Genomic DNA, 13,729 nt, shown 5'->3' with positions numbered 1-13,729 from the left:
GGTTATTCCCCCTCAGAGCCATCCGCAGGTTTATAGTACTTATCCAAGTATTCGTCACGGATACGTTTCAGTTCGCCCTTCGGCAGGATGCCCAGAAGCTTCCAGCCAATGTCGAGGGTTTCCTCGATGGAGCGGTTGGTTTCATATCCCTGGGAAACGTATTCTCGTTCAAAAGCGTCGGCAAACTTTGCATAAAGCTTATCTACGCGGCTCAGGGCAGAATCACCAAGGATCGTGGCCAGTTCCTTTGCCGATTTCCCACGGGAATAGGCGGCAAAAAGCTGGTTCATTGTATCCGCATGATCTTCACGGGTCTTACCCTTGCCAACGCCCTTATCCTTCAGTCGGGACAGGGACGGCAGGACGTCAATCGGCGGTTTGAGTCCTTTCCGATACAATTCTCGGGAAAGGATGATCTGACCTTCCGTAATATAACCCGTAAGGTCAGGGATTGGATGGGTCTTGTCGTCTTCCGGCATGGACAGGATCGGAATCATCGTAATGGACCCCTTCTTGCCGCGGATCTTACCAGCCCGTTCGTACATGGTGGCAAGGTCCGTATAAAGGTAGCCCGGATAGCCGCGGCGGCCCGGAACTTCCTTACGGGCAGCAGAGACTTCACGCAGGGCATCGGCATAGTTGGTAATGTCCGTAATGATGACAAGCACATGCATGTCCATCTCAAAAGCCAGATATTCAGCTGCCGTAATGGCCATACGCGGCGTGGAAATACGTTCGACAGCCGGGTCATTGGCAAGGTTGATGAACATAACGGCACGACTCAGGGCACCGGTACGGTTGAAGTCTTCCATGAAGAAGTTGGCTTCTTCGAAGGTAATCCCGACGGCCGCAAAGACAACGGCGAATTTTTCATCCTTGCCGAGGACCTTGGCCTGACGGGCAATCTGGGCAGCCAGCTGGGCATGGGGCAGACCGGAACCGGAGAAAACCGGCAGTTTCTGACCGCGTACCAACGTGTTCAGGCCGTCGATGGCACTGACGCCAGTCTGGATAAATTCGGCCGGATAGTCACGGGCAGCGGGGTTCATCGGAGCCCCGTTGATATCGAGATATTCCTGGGGAATGATCTTGGGCCCACCATCAATAGGGTTACCCATACCGTCGAAGACGCGGCCCAGCATATCCGGCGAAACGCCGAGCTGGATCCCGTGTCCTACGAAACGAGCCTTGGCCGTGGAAGCCTGCAGACCCTGAGAGCTTTCAAACAGCTGGACCAAGGCACGGTCTCCGTCAATCACAAGGACACGGCCGCTGCGGACTTCGCCGTTTGCCTGATGGATTTCCACCAGTTCGTCATACTTGACGCCGGCTACATGGTCCACGGTCATCAGGGGGCCGACGACTTCCCGGATCGTCTTATAATCTTTACGCATTGTCGCCACCCTCTTCCGTCAGATCGGCAAAGGCCTGATCCAAATCTTTGAACAGCTGGGCAAACTTCTCATCCCGTTCGCTTTCAGGAATATACTTGGCACGGCCAATCTGTTCCCGGACGGGCATATCGATGATACGGTCCAGCGCAATATGTTTGCCAGAAAGGTCCAAGGCCTTCTGGTACCACGTAATGATCAGTTTCAGCATATCATACTGTTTTTCCAAGGAAGTGTAGGTATCCACTTCATGGAAAGAGTTCTGGTGAAGGAAGTCTTCACGGATGGAACGCGCACATTCCATGGTGATGCGGTCCTTGAAGCCCAAGGCATCGATACCGACCAAGCGGACGATTTCATTGAGGTTGGCTTCTTCCTGAAGGATTTCCATGGTTGTTCCGACAAGCTTTGACCAGTCGGGAGCCACTTTGGCATCGTAATACTTGCGCAGGCGGTCCGAATAAAGGGAATAGCTCTGCAGCCAGTCAATGGCCGGGAAGTGGCGCGCATAGGCAAGGGCCGAAGACAGGCACCAGAAGACCTTGACAATACGGAGCGTCGCCTGGGAAACAGGTTCAGAAATATCACCGCCCGGAGGCGATACAGCGCCGATGGCCGATACAGCCCCAACACGCTCATCTTTACCCATGCATTCCACTTCGCCTGCCCGTTCATAGAACTCAGCCAAACGGGAAGCAAGGTAAGCCGGGTAGCCTTCTTCACCTGGCATTTCTTCCAGACGGGAGGACATTTCACGGAGGGCTTCTGCCCACCGAGACGTGGAGTCAGCCATAATGGCGACCTTATAGCCCATGTCACGGAAATATTCCGCCAGCGTAATGCCCGTGTAGATGGAAGCTTCACGCGCGGCAACCGGCATATCGGATGTGTTGGCAATAAGGACCGTCCGTTTCATCAAGGGAAGGCCCGTTCTCGGGTCATTCAGTTCCGGGAATTCGTTCAGTACGTCCGTCATTTCGTTGCCCCGTTCACCGCAGCCGACGTAAACGATGATATCGGCGTCAGCCCACTTGGCAAGCTGGTGCTGCGTAACGGTCTTGCCCGAACCAAAAGGTCCCGGAATGGCTGCCACACCGCCTTTGGCAATCGGGAACAGCGTATCGATAACGCGCTGACCTGTGACCATCGGTTCATCAGGAGCCAGTTTCGATTTGTAAGGACGGGCCTTACGGACAGGCCAGGTCTGGAGCATAGGATATTCCTTGACGGTTCCATCAGCTTCCTTTAATTTATAGACCGGTTCCGTAATGGTTGCTTCACCGCTAAAGACCCATTCCACAACGCCGCTCTTACCAGGCGGCACCATGATTTTATGAAGGACGGCCGGGGTTTCCTGGACCGTACCGATGACATCACCGCCGGAAACTTCGTCGCCTGCTTTGGCCACAGGGACAAACGCCCATTTCTTTTCCCGATTCAGTTTCGGTACATCGATGCCGCGGGTAATGCGGTCGCCTTCTGATTGATAAATGACTTCCAGCGGGCGCTGGATGCCGTCAAAAATACTTTCGATCAAGCCTGGGGCCAGTTCCACGGACAGCGGGGAACCTGTCGATTCCACCGGTTCACCCGGGCCAAGGCCGGCCGTTTCTTCATAGACTTCGATGGAAGCCTTATCGTCTCTTAATTCGATGACCTCGCCGATCAGTCGCTTTTCACTGACGCGGACCACATCATACAGTTCCACGTCCTTCATGCCTTCAGCAACGATCAACGGGCCGGATACTTTCACGATCCTTCCGCTCATCGGTTATCTCCCTACCCTTCTTTGAATAGAATATCGGCACCAACGGCTTTTTCCACATTTTCCTTGACCCGCTTCATGCCAAGCCCCAAGGACTTGCTGCCAGCAGGAATCGGAATGATGGCCGGGAAGGTCGCCGTAGCATATTCATCAATGACATCGGCCGCAAGACTTGCTGCCATTTCTGTAATGTAAATGACGACGTACCCTTCATCTGCCAGTGTGTGGAGCCGCCGTTTGATCTGGTCCGGCTCTTGTTCATAAAATACATCAAAGCCTACTGCCTTGAAGATCATAACGGAGCTGGGATCACCGACAACAGCAATCTTATTCTTATCCATATCTTTCCTCCCAAGCTTCGCGATCTTATGCGTAGATTTCAGGCAGCTCTGCTTCAAAGCCGCCGGCAAGAGCCCCAAAAATCAGGCGCAGGGCCTCGGCTTCAGCCTCGCGGGCAAATAGATACCCCACAATAGGCCCCAAGGAGTCCGTCTCCCATTTAGCGAGCCGGATGATCTGCATCTTGCCTTCCTGCATACGGCGGGCAATGATGCCGAGTTCTCCCGTCTGGGCAAATTCGTTGATGGCCTGGACGAGGTCCGCGCCATGGGCGCCCTGATTGAGGCGTGCCCCAAGCTGTTCAGGCGGCGTATCAAGGCACTCTTCAAATACAGTCCGGGGAATCTCACCGGCGTCGACAAGGACGAGACGGAGCTGGCTGAACTCCCAATGGAGATTCTGGGCCCGGATCAGGCTCAGTGTATTTTGGAAATCGGCCCACAGGGAGAAATATGCCCGAATGAATCCTTTTTCGTGCTTTTCGTCCATGACCGCCTTGGCATGGCGGAACATAGCCCCATCCACCATAGCACTGAAGACAAGGGGATCGGCCTCACGGCCAAGTTCCGCCTCGATTTCATTCAGCGTATCGCAGTAAACTGGGGGCAGATCCTCGTAGTACTTGGTCTGGATCATGTCCTTTAGCGTATCAAGAGGGAAGTTTCCCCCGTCACGAAGGATCTCGTCGGCACTTATCCCCAAAAGGCGGGCCTTCAAAAGGGCCTTGATATTATGGGTATCGACGGGCAGGAGGAAAAGTCCTGTCAGCTCCGGATCAGGCGTCAGTTCCTTGATTCGTTTCCGCGTCAGCTGAAGCTGACCGCGGATAATGAAATCGATCTCGCCCGTGGCCAGTTCCTGCTCCGTTGCCGCGTTTTCACCGTAACCGGTTTCCAAAAGAAGTTTCTGTGCTTCCTTCGTAGAACCGGCTTCAGCAATGCGGCGCAGCTGGGATGCCGATAACAAATGAGTGGAAAGGACACTGATCCGGCCCAGGGCAAATTCAAAACTGGGCTGGGCCATGTTACTTCACCTCCGCGTCAAACAGGATTCCTGCTACGCGATATTCCTCCTCGCTGCGTACATCTCTCAGGAGCGTGGCGAAAGAACCATCGTAGTCACAATCCTTCCCTCGGATGAGGACCCCTTCCTTAAAGGAAGCAGCCTCGCTGTCCAAGGTCATTTCACCTTTCTTTCCCTGGTCCACAAGGGTCTTGTTGATCTTGGAAAGAAAACCATTTTCATAGACTGCGCGGTCCTTAGCGGGTACAACCAGCGTTTCCGTTCCTTCCACATCACTTTGGGTGACGATGGCAAGGATCAGCTTTTCCCAGGCTTCTTGGGGAAGCTGGGACAAGCGAAGCGCTGCTTGGTCAAAGGCTTCCTGGATGACGGCCCGATGAGCGGCAAGACTGTCCTTGCGGCTCTTGAGGTCAGCAATCAGCATGAGACGGCCGGCCGCTTCCTTGGCATCTGCCTGGGCCTTTACTTCAATCTCCGCTGCGGATTCCTTTGCTTTCCCGAGGATACGGCTCTTTTCCGCTTCTGCTTTTTGCTTTGCTTCCGCTTCAATCGCCGCCGCGCCCTGTCTAGCTTCTTCTTCTATCTTTTCAATGATTTTGTTGCCTGCCACGACGCGTCCACCTCTCTTTACAGTTTTACACCGTTGACCATGATGAAGGAAATCAGAAGGCTCAATACGGCATACGTTTCAACCATAGCGGTCAGGATGATGCCTTTACCAGTTTCTTCCGGACGTTTTGCCGTCAGGTAGATACCGGAAGCGGCAACCTTGCCCTGATAGATTCCGGAAAGCAGGCCGCCAATGCCCATCGGCAGACCAGCAAAGAGAAGGGACAGTCCCTGATAAAGGGTGAGGTCCTTCGGAGTTCCGCTGACAAGACCAATATTCATGATGATGACAAACCCAATCAACAGACCATAAATGCCCTGCGTACCAGGAAGAGCCTGGAGTACGAGGACCTTACCGAACTTATCCGGGTCTTCACTGACAACACCGCTGGCAGCCTGGCCGGCAATCCCGACACCCATGGCGCTGCCAACGCCGGCAAGAGCAGCCGCAATGGCGGCACCGCAGATGGCAAGAGCTGTTCCTAAACTAATCATGATTCATATCCTCCTTAAATTGGCTTATTTCACGATATCCGTGTATTTGGTGCGAAGCGCCAGCGGGACAAACGCGCGGCCGCCTGCTTCATAGAACTTACCAAAGAATTCAATGTACTGCAGCCGGGAGCTGTGAACAAAAGCACCCAGGATGTTGATGATGATATTGAAGAAATGACCGCCTACAAGGACGACCACGGCTGCCGCCGTTCCCACAGGTCCAGCTGCAATGAGCATCTGGGCGACCGTATTGATGACCATAGCAATGACGCCCGTTGCAAGGCCTAAGGCAAAAATACGGGAATAGCTCAAGAGGTCACTGAGGTAGCCGCTGATGTTATAAAGGCTCAGGACACCGCCAATAAGACGGCTCACGATACCCTTCTTATCCCGCCCCCCAAATAGGACGATGATGGCAGCGCCCAGAAGGGCGATATCCTTTCCGATACTGCCCGGTACGAACGGCATGAGGAAAAGACCTGTAAAGAGGATGAGCCAGCTGAACTGGTCACAGACAGCCCCCATGATATCGCCATCGCGAATCAGGAGATATGCCTTGGTCAGCATTCCCAGTGCCAGATGAAGGATGCCAAGGCCAAAGCAGAGGGCAAGCATCTTCAGGGGTTCATTCATAGGAACAAAAAGCAGCGGATGCCATTCCAGGCCAAACCAGCCGCCAAAAAGAGCCCCCCAGATAATGGTCGAAATACTGCCAAAAAGGCAGACCATAACGAGCTGACCGCCCAATCCCTGAGGTTTCACTTTCTTCATGACAAGATAAAGCAAGATCGTCAGGACAAGACCGTAGCCTGCATCAGAAAGCATCATTCCAAAGAAGATGAAATGGAACGGTGCCATAAGAAAATCAGGGTCGAGGGTTCCGGCCTTAGGAAGGGAATAAAGCCCAATGACGGATTCATAAGGCGCCACAAGCTTATTGTTTTCAAGGACCGTCGGCGGAATTTCACCTTCTTCAGGATCCCGGAAGGCCAGCTGGTAAGCATCCGTTACCCCACTGATGACCTTTTCCACATGAGATTGCCTGTCCCCGCGGATCCAGCCCGTCAGTACAAAGGCACGTTCTGTTTCGATACCGCCATCGGCAAGGCGGTCCTTTTCCGCGCTCAGCTGATCATAATAAAGCTCAACGGAGGCTTTTTCCTTGGCCGCTTCCTTGGCTTCAAACCGCAGTTTTTCGGCTTCAATTTCCCGGCCCTTTGCCTCTTCCGCCAGCTCGTTTGCCACATCCCGGGCAAGGCCGCTGCGCTTAGGAAGAACGGCTTCCGTAAATTCATGGTCCTTGAGGAGATGTTTGACCCCTTCTTCCGCATCCTTGTGAGCAAGGACAACGAGGGCCTGTCCATCGGGGGCAAGGCCATAGGCCTTCATTTCCGCAAGAAGCGGTGCGAGACCTTCCCGAACAGCGTCCACTTCCTTATCGGGCACAAACCCCACAAATAGGCGAGTATCTTCCGTAAAGCTCAGCTGTTCCAAGGGAATATCAAGATCCAGCCAAGGATTCAGGCTCTCTATTTGGGTACGGAGGGCGGCCGCTTCACTGTCAAGGGAGGCCACCCGGTTAGCCAAAGTATCCACCCGTTCCGTGACCTTCTCACCCGTTTGACTGGGCTTTAGGAAAGCGTCATAGGATAGCTCCGCCCGCTTGGGAAAAAGACCTCCTTTGGCCCCGTTCTGCGCCATAAAACGCAGGACCTGACCGGTCTTTTCCAATTGGGCGCTCACCTCTTCAGCGCCTTCAAGGCCTTTTTTCTCACCTTCGGATTCAATCATGACACTGCCGTCTTTCTGCAGAGCCATGAGCAGAGCGTCGCGATCTTGCTTGAGCGCATAAAGCGTCCATTTTTTCATTTTGACTAGCATTCGATCACGACCTTTTCCATAATGTACTTCACCGCTTTATCAAGACGGGCACGGGCAGCCTCTGCCTTCTGCCGGTCTTCTTCGGCCTTTTGGGCGACAAAGGCATCGGCCTGCTCATGGGCCTTTGCTTCTGCTTCCGAAACGGTCTTCTGCGCAGCTTCACGGGCCTTTGCCACCAGGGTGTCAGCTTCCTTCCGGGCTTCCTCCTGGGCTTCGCGCAAAAGAACACGGGCAGCTGCCGTCTTTTCCTTCTTCAGTTCATCAGCAGCCTTTTCCGCGGCTTTGATATCTTCTAACATGGACATGGTCTCACCACCTTTGCTCCATTAATGTGCAGATAAAAACTGTACATTTTCCCCCACTTCCTCGCAAAAAGAAGATGAAAAACATAACAGCTTATTCCATTATACAATATTTCAGTCAAGAATTGTCAAAAATTCTTTGGATTTTTTAAAATAATTCTGTTTTAAGAACTTGTATCAAATTCCAAGATTCCTATCCATCGCGATAAGGTCCGAAAGACAGTGGAAAAAACGTTACGACCTCGCACTCCATCTTATTTTTTTAAGCCAATTGTTCACAAAAAATCCATAAAAAAACTGCCGCTTCACGCAGCAGTTTTTGATCCATAAAGAAATGATCCCGTTTCGGCAGGGTCAAAGACCTACACGGTGACTCCACAGCGGATAGGCACACAGGAACACGGTCACAAGGAGCATGAGATAATCCCATACGCCCAGTTTCATGGGCCGACGATTCCGGTACGTATTGGGGCCAAAGCCCTTGAGTTCCATGGAAAGGGCAAGCGTATCCGACTTGGCAACAGCTCGCATGACAAGAGGTTTGACAACAGCCAGGTAGGCAAAAAGACGTTTCAAGGCATTGCCGCGATTGGAATAACCCCGGCAGGACTGGGCATCAAGGGTGATGGCACTGTCTGACAGGAAATCCGGTACAAAGCGCAGGGCGGTCGTAAGCATGAAAGCATACTCATAGGGCATGTGGAACTTTTCTACAAGGGCCTGGGCAATATCCTGGATCTTTGTTGATGCCAAAAGGCAGAGGAAAGCCGTTGTCATAACAAACATCCGCAGGCCGCCCGTCAAGGCCACTTCAAGGCTCGAGCCAAAAAGCATCTGGAAGATGATCATGAGAGCCGTAAAGACCGTCAAGGTTCCGATGGCCGCCATGGTAGCGCGGTCCCGTTTGATATAAAGAAGGATGACAAGTTCCAGGGCAAGGATCATGGCAACAGCCGGGATGGGAAGCAAAAAGACCCAGGCTGTGACAGCAAGGACGAGGATGAGGCGCGTAAATGCGGTCAGTTTCATTTTCCCTCGCCTCCTTTCAGCGCAAGCTTGCTGCAGAGTTCCTCCGGCGTCGTCACGCCCGTCACTTTCATTTGCGCACAGATGCGGGAAAGAATGGGCTGTTTCAGTCCCCAAGCCTCAATGGGGCGTTTGCCGTCAAAAAGCTCCTCTGTATGGCCGTCATAGACGAGGTCCCCGTGGGACAGGACAAGGGCCCGTGTCGTATAGGTCCGAGCAATATCCATATCGTGGGTAATGAGGATAAGTGTCATATGGCGCTCCTGCTGAAGTCTGCCAAGATAGGCCATCATGTGGCGCTTTTCCTGTTCATCCTGTCCGTTGGTGATTTCATCAAGAATCAAAGTCTTAGGCTGGAGCGCAAGGGCCGTTGCAACGCCAAGGCGGCGTTTCTGACCAAAGGAAAGGGCCCGCGGATAACGATCCAAAAACGGCGTCAGTCCCATGGCTTCCACGGCCTCCCGCACCTGACGGTCAACAGTGGATTGAGGAAGCTTTTTATTGGCAAGTCCATAGGCCACTTCTTCATAGACCGTATCCCCCAAGATCTGCAGGTCAGGGTTCTGGAATACATAGCCAATCTGATCGGCCAAATCGGCCGGTTCAAAATTGACAATATCCCGGCCATCGATGAGGATCTGTCCGCTGCGAGGATGATTGAGGGCCATGAATAGACGGCTCAAGGTCGTTTTGCCGCTTCCATTATGCCCTAAAAGGGCCACAGCCTCCCCATCATGGATGGTGCAGCTGATATCGTTCAAGACGGGGATACCCCGCCGATAGGCAAAGGTTACGGTTTTTGCTTCAATCATGGTCTTTCTCCTTTTCAAACCGTTCCGCAAGTTCCTGCACGGCTGCCGCTTCACTGCGCCAATCCTGCAGTGTTACGGGGTACTTTGCTTCAAGGCCCAGTTTGATGCGCCACAGTTCAGGGAGATTGGCCCGAAGCGATTCCTGGGAAAAGGCCTGGCGGGCAGCTTCCTCAAAGGGACCCTGGACCTTGATCTCACCTTTTTCCATAAGCACCATATGGGTCATGTAGGGCAGCAGATAATTAAGGTCATGTTCCACAACGACCACAGTCATCCCATGGTCCTTATGGATCCGGTCCACAAGGGCATACAGGGAACGGGCCCCATCAGGATCCATGGCCGAAACCGGTTCATCAAGGATGAGGATGTCCGGACGCGTCGCAAGGACGGATGCCAAAAGCAAGCGCTGCCGCTGTCCGCCCGACAGCTCGTCGAGCTGGTAGTTTTCCCGATCCGGCAATCCGACGTCATTTAAGGCCTCTTTGACGCGGGCATCGACTGCATCAGGACTGAAACCATGGTTCAAAAGGCTGAAACTGATTTCCTCGCCTGCCGTGAGGGAGACCATTTGACTTTCGTAATCATCAAGCATAATGCCAACGCGCATGGCAAGATCCGAAATCTTTTTATCGCGGATATCCTCGCCGAGCACTTCCACTTTCCCGGCATAACGGCCGCCATAGTAGGTCGGAACGATACCCGTCATGGCCCGGCAGAGGGTCGTCTTGCCGGCGCCGCTGGGTCCCGCGATGGCCGTAAAGGAACCTTTTGCAACGGAAAGATTGATTTCCTTCAAAAGAACGTCGTTCTGGGGATAGGCGTAATAAAAACCCGAAAGACGGATGACACTGTCACTCATGGTCCCCACCTCCTGTCGTATGGAATACCTTTTCTACCGGCTTATAGAGGGCCTGTGTGATGAGCGCGTTGAGGACGGCAACGACAAGCACGACAGGCAGCATGACCTTGAGCCACGTGGAAAAGGGAAGGCCCAGGACAACGCAGAGGATGTTCGTAAAAACAGAACCACTCACAAGGGTTGCAAAAAAACCGATGATGAGGGGGGCCAACCGGAATTTTCCCAGATGAAGGGAAACAAACGCCTTCACAAGAAGGCAGGCGGTCAGGGACCCTGCAATTTCACTGGCAATGTTGCCCAAAGGAAATGCCGATTTGGAAGAAGGCACAATGGTAAGGCCTGCCACAAACCCCGTCCCTAAGGCGCGCAAAAGACCAGGATGAGTCAAATTGGTGGTTATGGAATACATGGCAATGGTCCAGTTGGGCGTCACCCCGCCCACATTAGGACTGATGGTATGCAAAATGACACCAATGGCAAGCAGCAGGGCTGTAATGGCCACCCAGCGATGGCTGTCCCTCGCAGCTTCCACGGTGATGAGTTCCGGTACTTTTTTTTCCATCTCCTGTCCTTCCTTTCTTCCGTTGTAATGGATTATTCTCCTAGTGTATTTTTTTAAGATGGCAATGTCAATGGGATTTCCCCCATATTGGCAAAAATCCACGCAAAAAGGAAGCTGTCTGAAAAAGACAGCTTCCCGTAGCCGCACAAACGGTCTTTCCTGAGTGTCCCGCTTATTTTGCATATTTTCTTTTAAGGAAATCCCCACCCACTTGCGGGAAAAGAAGATACGTAAGGATATCTTCCTCGCTTTTTGCAATATCTCGGCTTGCGGAAACGCCCGCCTGCCAGCCCGGTGCAATCATGTCAGCCGGACGACAGGAAAGCGGTTCCGACTCCTTACGAAGGACGAGTTTCTTAAGAACTTCCGCAACAGGTCCAGGCGCTTTACCATATTTCCCGAGGACGTAATCCTTCACTTCCTTTAAAAGGACCTTGTAGCGGCCCCCGCTCATGACATTCATCGTGGCCTGGGCGCCGCACATTTGAGAAAAAGGTGTCCCCAACGGGGGATAGCCCAGATCACGGCGAACATTGACCACTTCCTCAAGGACCTCCGGCAAGCGGGTTTCCGCATTGAGCTGGGCAAGCTGGAATTCCAGGTTGCTCCGCATCCCGCCAGGGATCTGATGACGCACTACGTTGATGTCAACCCCGCGCAGCTTTGATTCATATTCATGATGGGCCTGCCGCACCTTTTGGAGGTGAGCCGTAATGGGCGCCAGCTTCGTATAGTCAAGTCCTGTATCGCGCTCCGTGCCGGCAAGGACGGCAATCAAGCTTTCCGCGCAAGGATGCCCGGTTCCCAAGGCAAAAGCAGCCGTATCGACATCTACCACATCGACACCGGCGCGGATAACTTCCCAGTAGGTAATATCCGTCATCCCGCCTACACAGTGCGCGTGATAGTGGACCGGCACATCAAAGGTTTCCTTCAAGGCCTTGACGGTCTCTACCGCTTCCCGGGGCGTCTTCATCCCGCCCATGTCTTCGAGATGAAGGGCCGTGGCACCAATGTCAAGATAGTCCTGCGCCGTCTTTATGAAGGATTCCACCGTGTGGACAGGGCTTGACGTAAACTGAATATTGGCTTCCACCTTCTTCCCGGCTTTAAGGGCAGCTTCGGCAGCGCGGCGCACATTGCGCACATCGTTGAGGCCGTCAAAGATGAGGAAAATGTCAATGCCGTCACGGGCTGCGGCAGCAACAAAATGATCGACCACATCATCCGGATAAGGAGCATAGCCCAAAAGATTCTGTCCCCGCAGAAGCATACGCAGGGGCGTCTTCTTCACATGAGCCTTGATTGTGCGCAGACGCTCCCAGGGATCTTCTCCCAAAAAGCGGATGCACGCGTCAAAGGTCGCACCACCCCACACTTCCAGGGCATCAAAGCCAAATTCATCAAGCGGTTCCAGGACGGGAAGCATTTCCTCCGTCGTCATGCGGGTCGCGATGGCAGCCTGCTGGCCATCACGAAGGTCACAGGACACAAGGCGTACAGGACATAACATGTTCATTCTCCTTTTTACATCAAAAGCTGCGCGGACAGCCAGTTCATTGGGTATAAGCAGCCGGCCTTTCTCCCAAGGCCGGCTGCCTTAGAGGGCAAAGGTCACGCAAACGGGGCTATGCGTCTTAATGACATGTTCACCATCATGGAGGCGGCCCGTTTGGGGATCGACATCAAAGACGCGGATGGACGCGCCCAGTTCATTGGCCACAACGAGCATGGACCCATCAGGCACCATACCGATGAAGCGGGGCTGTTTGCCTTTTGTAGGAATCCACTGAACCAGGGAAAGTTCTCCCGTTGCAGGGTCTGCAGCAAAAACACTCACCAAATCTGCCTTGCGATTCGACACATAGACAAAACGGCCGCCAGGAGCAGACACGATACCGCTTGCCCAGCCATCATCAGTGAAGGTATCAGGCAGGGTCGGCACAATCTGGAAGGGGGATAGGGTCCCTTTTTTTGCGTCAAAATGATAGGCCGTGACGGTATAATCCTTTTCATTGGAACCATAGCAGCAGCCCTTGGGGCCAGCAAAAGTCAGATGGCGGGGTTCCGCAATCTCGCGGCTGGGCACCCGATCTGTCGGGGTCAGCGTGCCGTCATGGTTGATCTTGAAAACGTCAACCTGTCCAAAGCCATGTTCCCGACCCTGGCAGGAAACAAGCAGATATTCCCGGGACGGATCCTGAAGGACCTGATGGGGATGGGAAAAATGGCCAGCCTCTTTGCCAGGAATGACGTACTGATTGACACAGCTACCCACCGTTCCATCTTCCCGGCGTTCAATGACAGAAACTGTGCCCGTTGCAAGGTTTGCCACATAGATCCACTTGTTGCAGCGGTCCATGGACAGGTGGACCGGGTTCTTTCCTTCTGTACTTGCCGTTTGGAGATAGGTCAGGCAACCCGTCTTCCGTTCCCGTTTGAAAGCACTGATTTCGCTGAAGTCACCGTGGACGGAATAGAGGAAATCCCCGGTTTCGTCAAAGCATTGGAAAGAAGGGTTCACCAAATCCTCCACGACTTGAATGAGCTTCCAGTCATAACCATGTACTTCGTAAACGGAAATTCCTTTTCCCGTGGCATTGCGTTCCTTTGTCGTTCTCGATCCAACGTAAGCAAACATGAGCATTCTCCTTTTCAGCAGTAA

At 53.2% G+C, this 13,729-nt stretch carries 14 protein-coding genes; all 14 read right to left on the bottom strand.

What is annotated here, in order from left to right:
- Positions 1 to 2: 2 nt before the first annotated feature.
- The 14 genes from QZQ08_RS02960 to QZQ08_RS02895 all read right to left on the bottom strand — a co-directional run bounded on the left by QZQ08_RS02960 (position 3) and on the right by QZQ08_RS02895 (position 13,705).
- Positions 3 to 1,394: a V-type ATP synthase subunit B gene (locus QZQ08_RS02960; protein ID WP_009015090.1), complete on the bottom strand. Its 1,392-nt coding sequence runs from the start codon at positions 1,392 to 1,394 to the stop codon at positions 3 to 5.
- Positions 1,387 to 3,159, bottom strand: coding sequence for a V-type ATP synthase subunit A (locus QZQ08_RS02955; protein WP_296327608.1), 1,773 nt, complete (start codon positions 3,157 to 3,159; stop codon positions 1,387 to 1,389). The genes QZQ08_RS02960 and QZQ08_RS02955 overlap by 8 nt, the downstream gene beginning before the upstream one ends.
- Before the next feature lie 11 nt (positions 3,160 to 3,170).
- A complete protein-coding gene (locus tag QZQ08_RS02950) occupies positions 3,171 to 3,497 on the bottom strand; it encodes a V-type ATP synthase subunit F (protein ID WP_009015092.1) in 327 nt (108 codons plus the stop codon).
- Positions 3,498 to 3,522: 25 nt separating this feature from the next.
- Entirely contained in the window at positions 3,523 to 4,518 is a 996-nt protein-coding gene (locus QZQ08_RS02945) for a V-type ATPase subunit (RefSeq protein WP_296327597.1), read from the bottom strand.
- 1 nt (position 4,519) lies between these two features.
- Complete coding sequence (locus tag QZQ08_RS02940; RefSeq protein WP_296327594.1) at positions 4,520 to 5,128, bottom strand: V-type ATP synthase subunit E; 609 nt, start codon at positions 5,126 to 5,128, stop codon at positions 4,520 to 4,522.
- A gap of 17 nt (positions 5,129 to 5,145) precedes the next feature.
- The gene (locus tag QZQ08_RS02935) at positions 5,146 to 5,622 is read right to left on the bottom strand and encodes a V-type ATP synthase subunit K (protein WP_296327591.1); all 477 of its coding nucleotides are present in this window, start codon (positions 5,620 to 5,622) and stop codon (positions 5,146 to 5,148) included.
- Positions 5,623 to 5,646: 24 nt separating this feature from the next.
- Positions 5,647 to 7,491, bottom strand: coding sequence for a V-type ATP synthase subunit I (locus QZQ08_RS02930; RefSeq protein ID WP_296327588.1), 1,845 nt, complete (start codon positions 7,489 to 7,491; stop codon positions 5,647 to 5,649).
- Between the two features lie 5 nt (positions 7,492 to 7,496).
- Positions 7,497 to 7,808, bottom strand: coding sequence for a hypothetical protein (locus QZQ08_RS02925; protein ID WP_296327585.1), 312 nt, complete (start codon positions 7,806 to 7,808; stop codon positions 7,497 to 7,499).
- Positions 7,809 to 8,159: 351 nt separating this feature from the next.
- The gene (locus tag QZQ08_RS02920) at positions 8,160 to 8,834 is read right to left on the bottom strand and encodes an energy-coupling factor transporter transmembrane component T (RefSeq protein ID WP_296327583.1); all 675 of its coding nucleotides are present in this window, start codon (positions 8,832 to 8,834) and stop codon (positions 8,160 to 8,162) included.
- Positions 8,831 to 9,643 (bottom strand): energy-coupling factor ABC transporter ATP-binding protein, encoded by an 813-nt coding sequence (locus tag QZQ08_RS02915; protein WP_296327580.1) that lies wholly within the window; start codon positions 9,641 to 9,643, stop codon positions 8,831 to 8,833. Before QZQ08_RS02915 ends, QZQ08_RS02920 begins: the two co-directional genes overlap by 4 nt.
- Complete coding sequence (locus QZQ08_RS02910; protein ID WP_296327577.1) at positions 9,636 to 10,502, bottom strand: energy-coupling factor ABC transporter ATP-binding protein; 867 nt, start codon at positions 10,500 to 10,502, stop codon at positions 9,636 to 9,638. Before QZQ08_RS02910 ends, QZQ08_RS02915 begins: the two co-directional genes overlap by 8 nt.
- Positions 10,495 to 11,064 (bottom strand): tryptophan transporter, encoded by a 570-nt coding sequence (locus QZQ08_RS02905; protein WP_296327574.1) that lies wholly within the window; start codon positions 11,062 to 11,064, stop codon positions 10,495 to 10,497. Before QZQ08_RS02905 ends, QZQ08_RS02910 begins: the two co-directional genes overlap by 8 nt.
- Before the next feature lie 172 nt (positions 11,065 to 11,236).
- Positions 11,237 to 12,577, bottom strand: coding sequence for a pyruvate carboxylase subunit B (locus QZQ08_RS02900; RefSeq protein ID WP_296327571.1), 1,341 nt, complete (start codon positions 12,575 to 12,577; stop codon positions 11,237 to 11,239).
- 87 nt (positions 12,578 to 12,664) lie between these two features.
- Complete coding sequence (locus QZQ08_RS02895; protein WP_296327568.1) at positions 12,665 to 13,705, bottom strand: lactonase family protein; 1,041 nt, start codon at positions 13,703 to 13,705, stop codon at positions 12,665 to 12,667.
- Positions 13,706 to 13,729 lie beyond the last annotated feature (24 nt).

The organism is uncultured Acidaminococcus sp., assembly GCA_900538365.1.
Classification (GTDB): domain Bacteria; phylum Bacillota; class Negativicutes; order Acidaminococcales; family Acidaminococcaceae; genus Acidaminococcus.
Note: the sequence above shows the minus strand (reverse complement) of the source record. Positions and strands in the feature narration are given on the sequence as shown.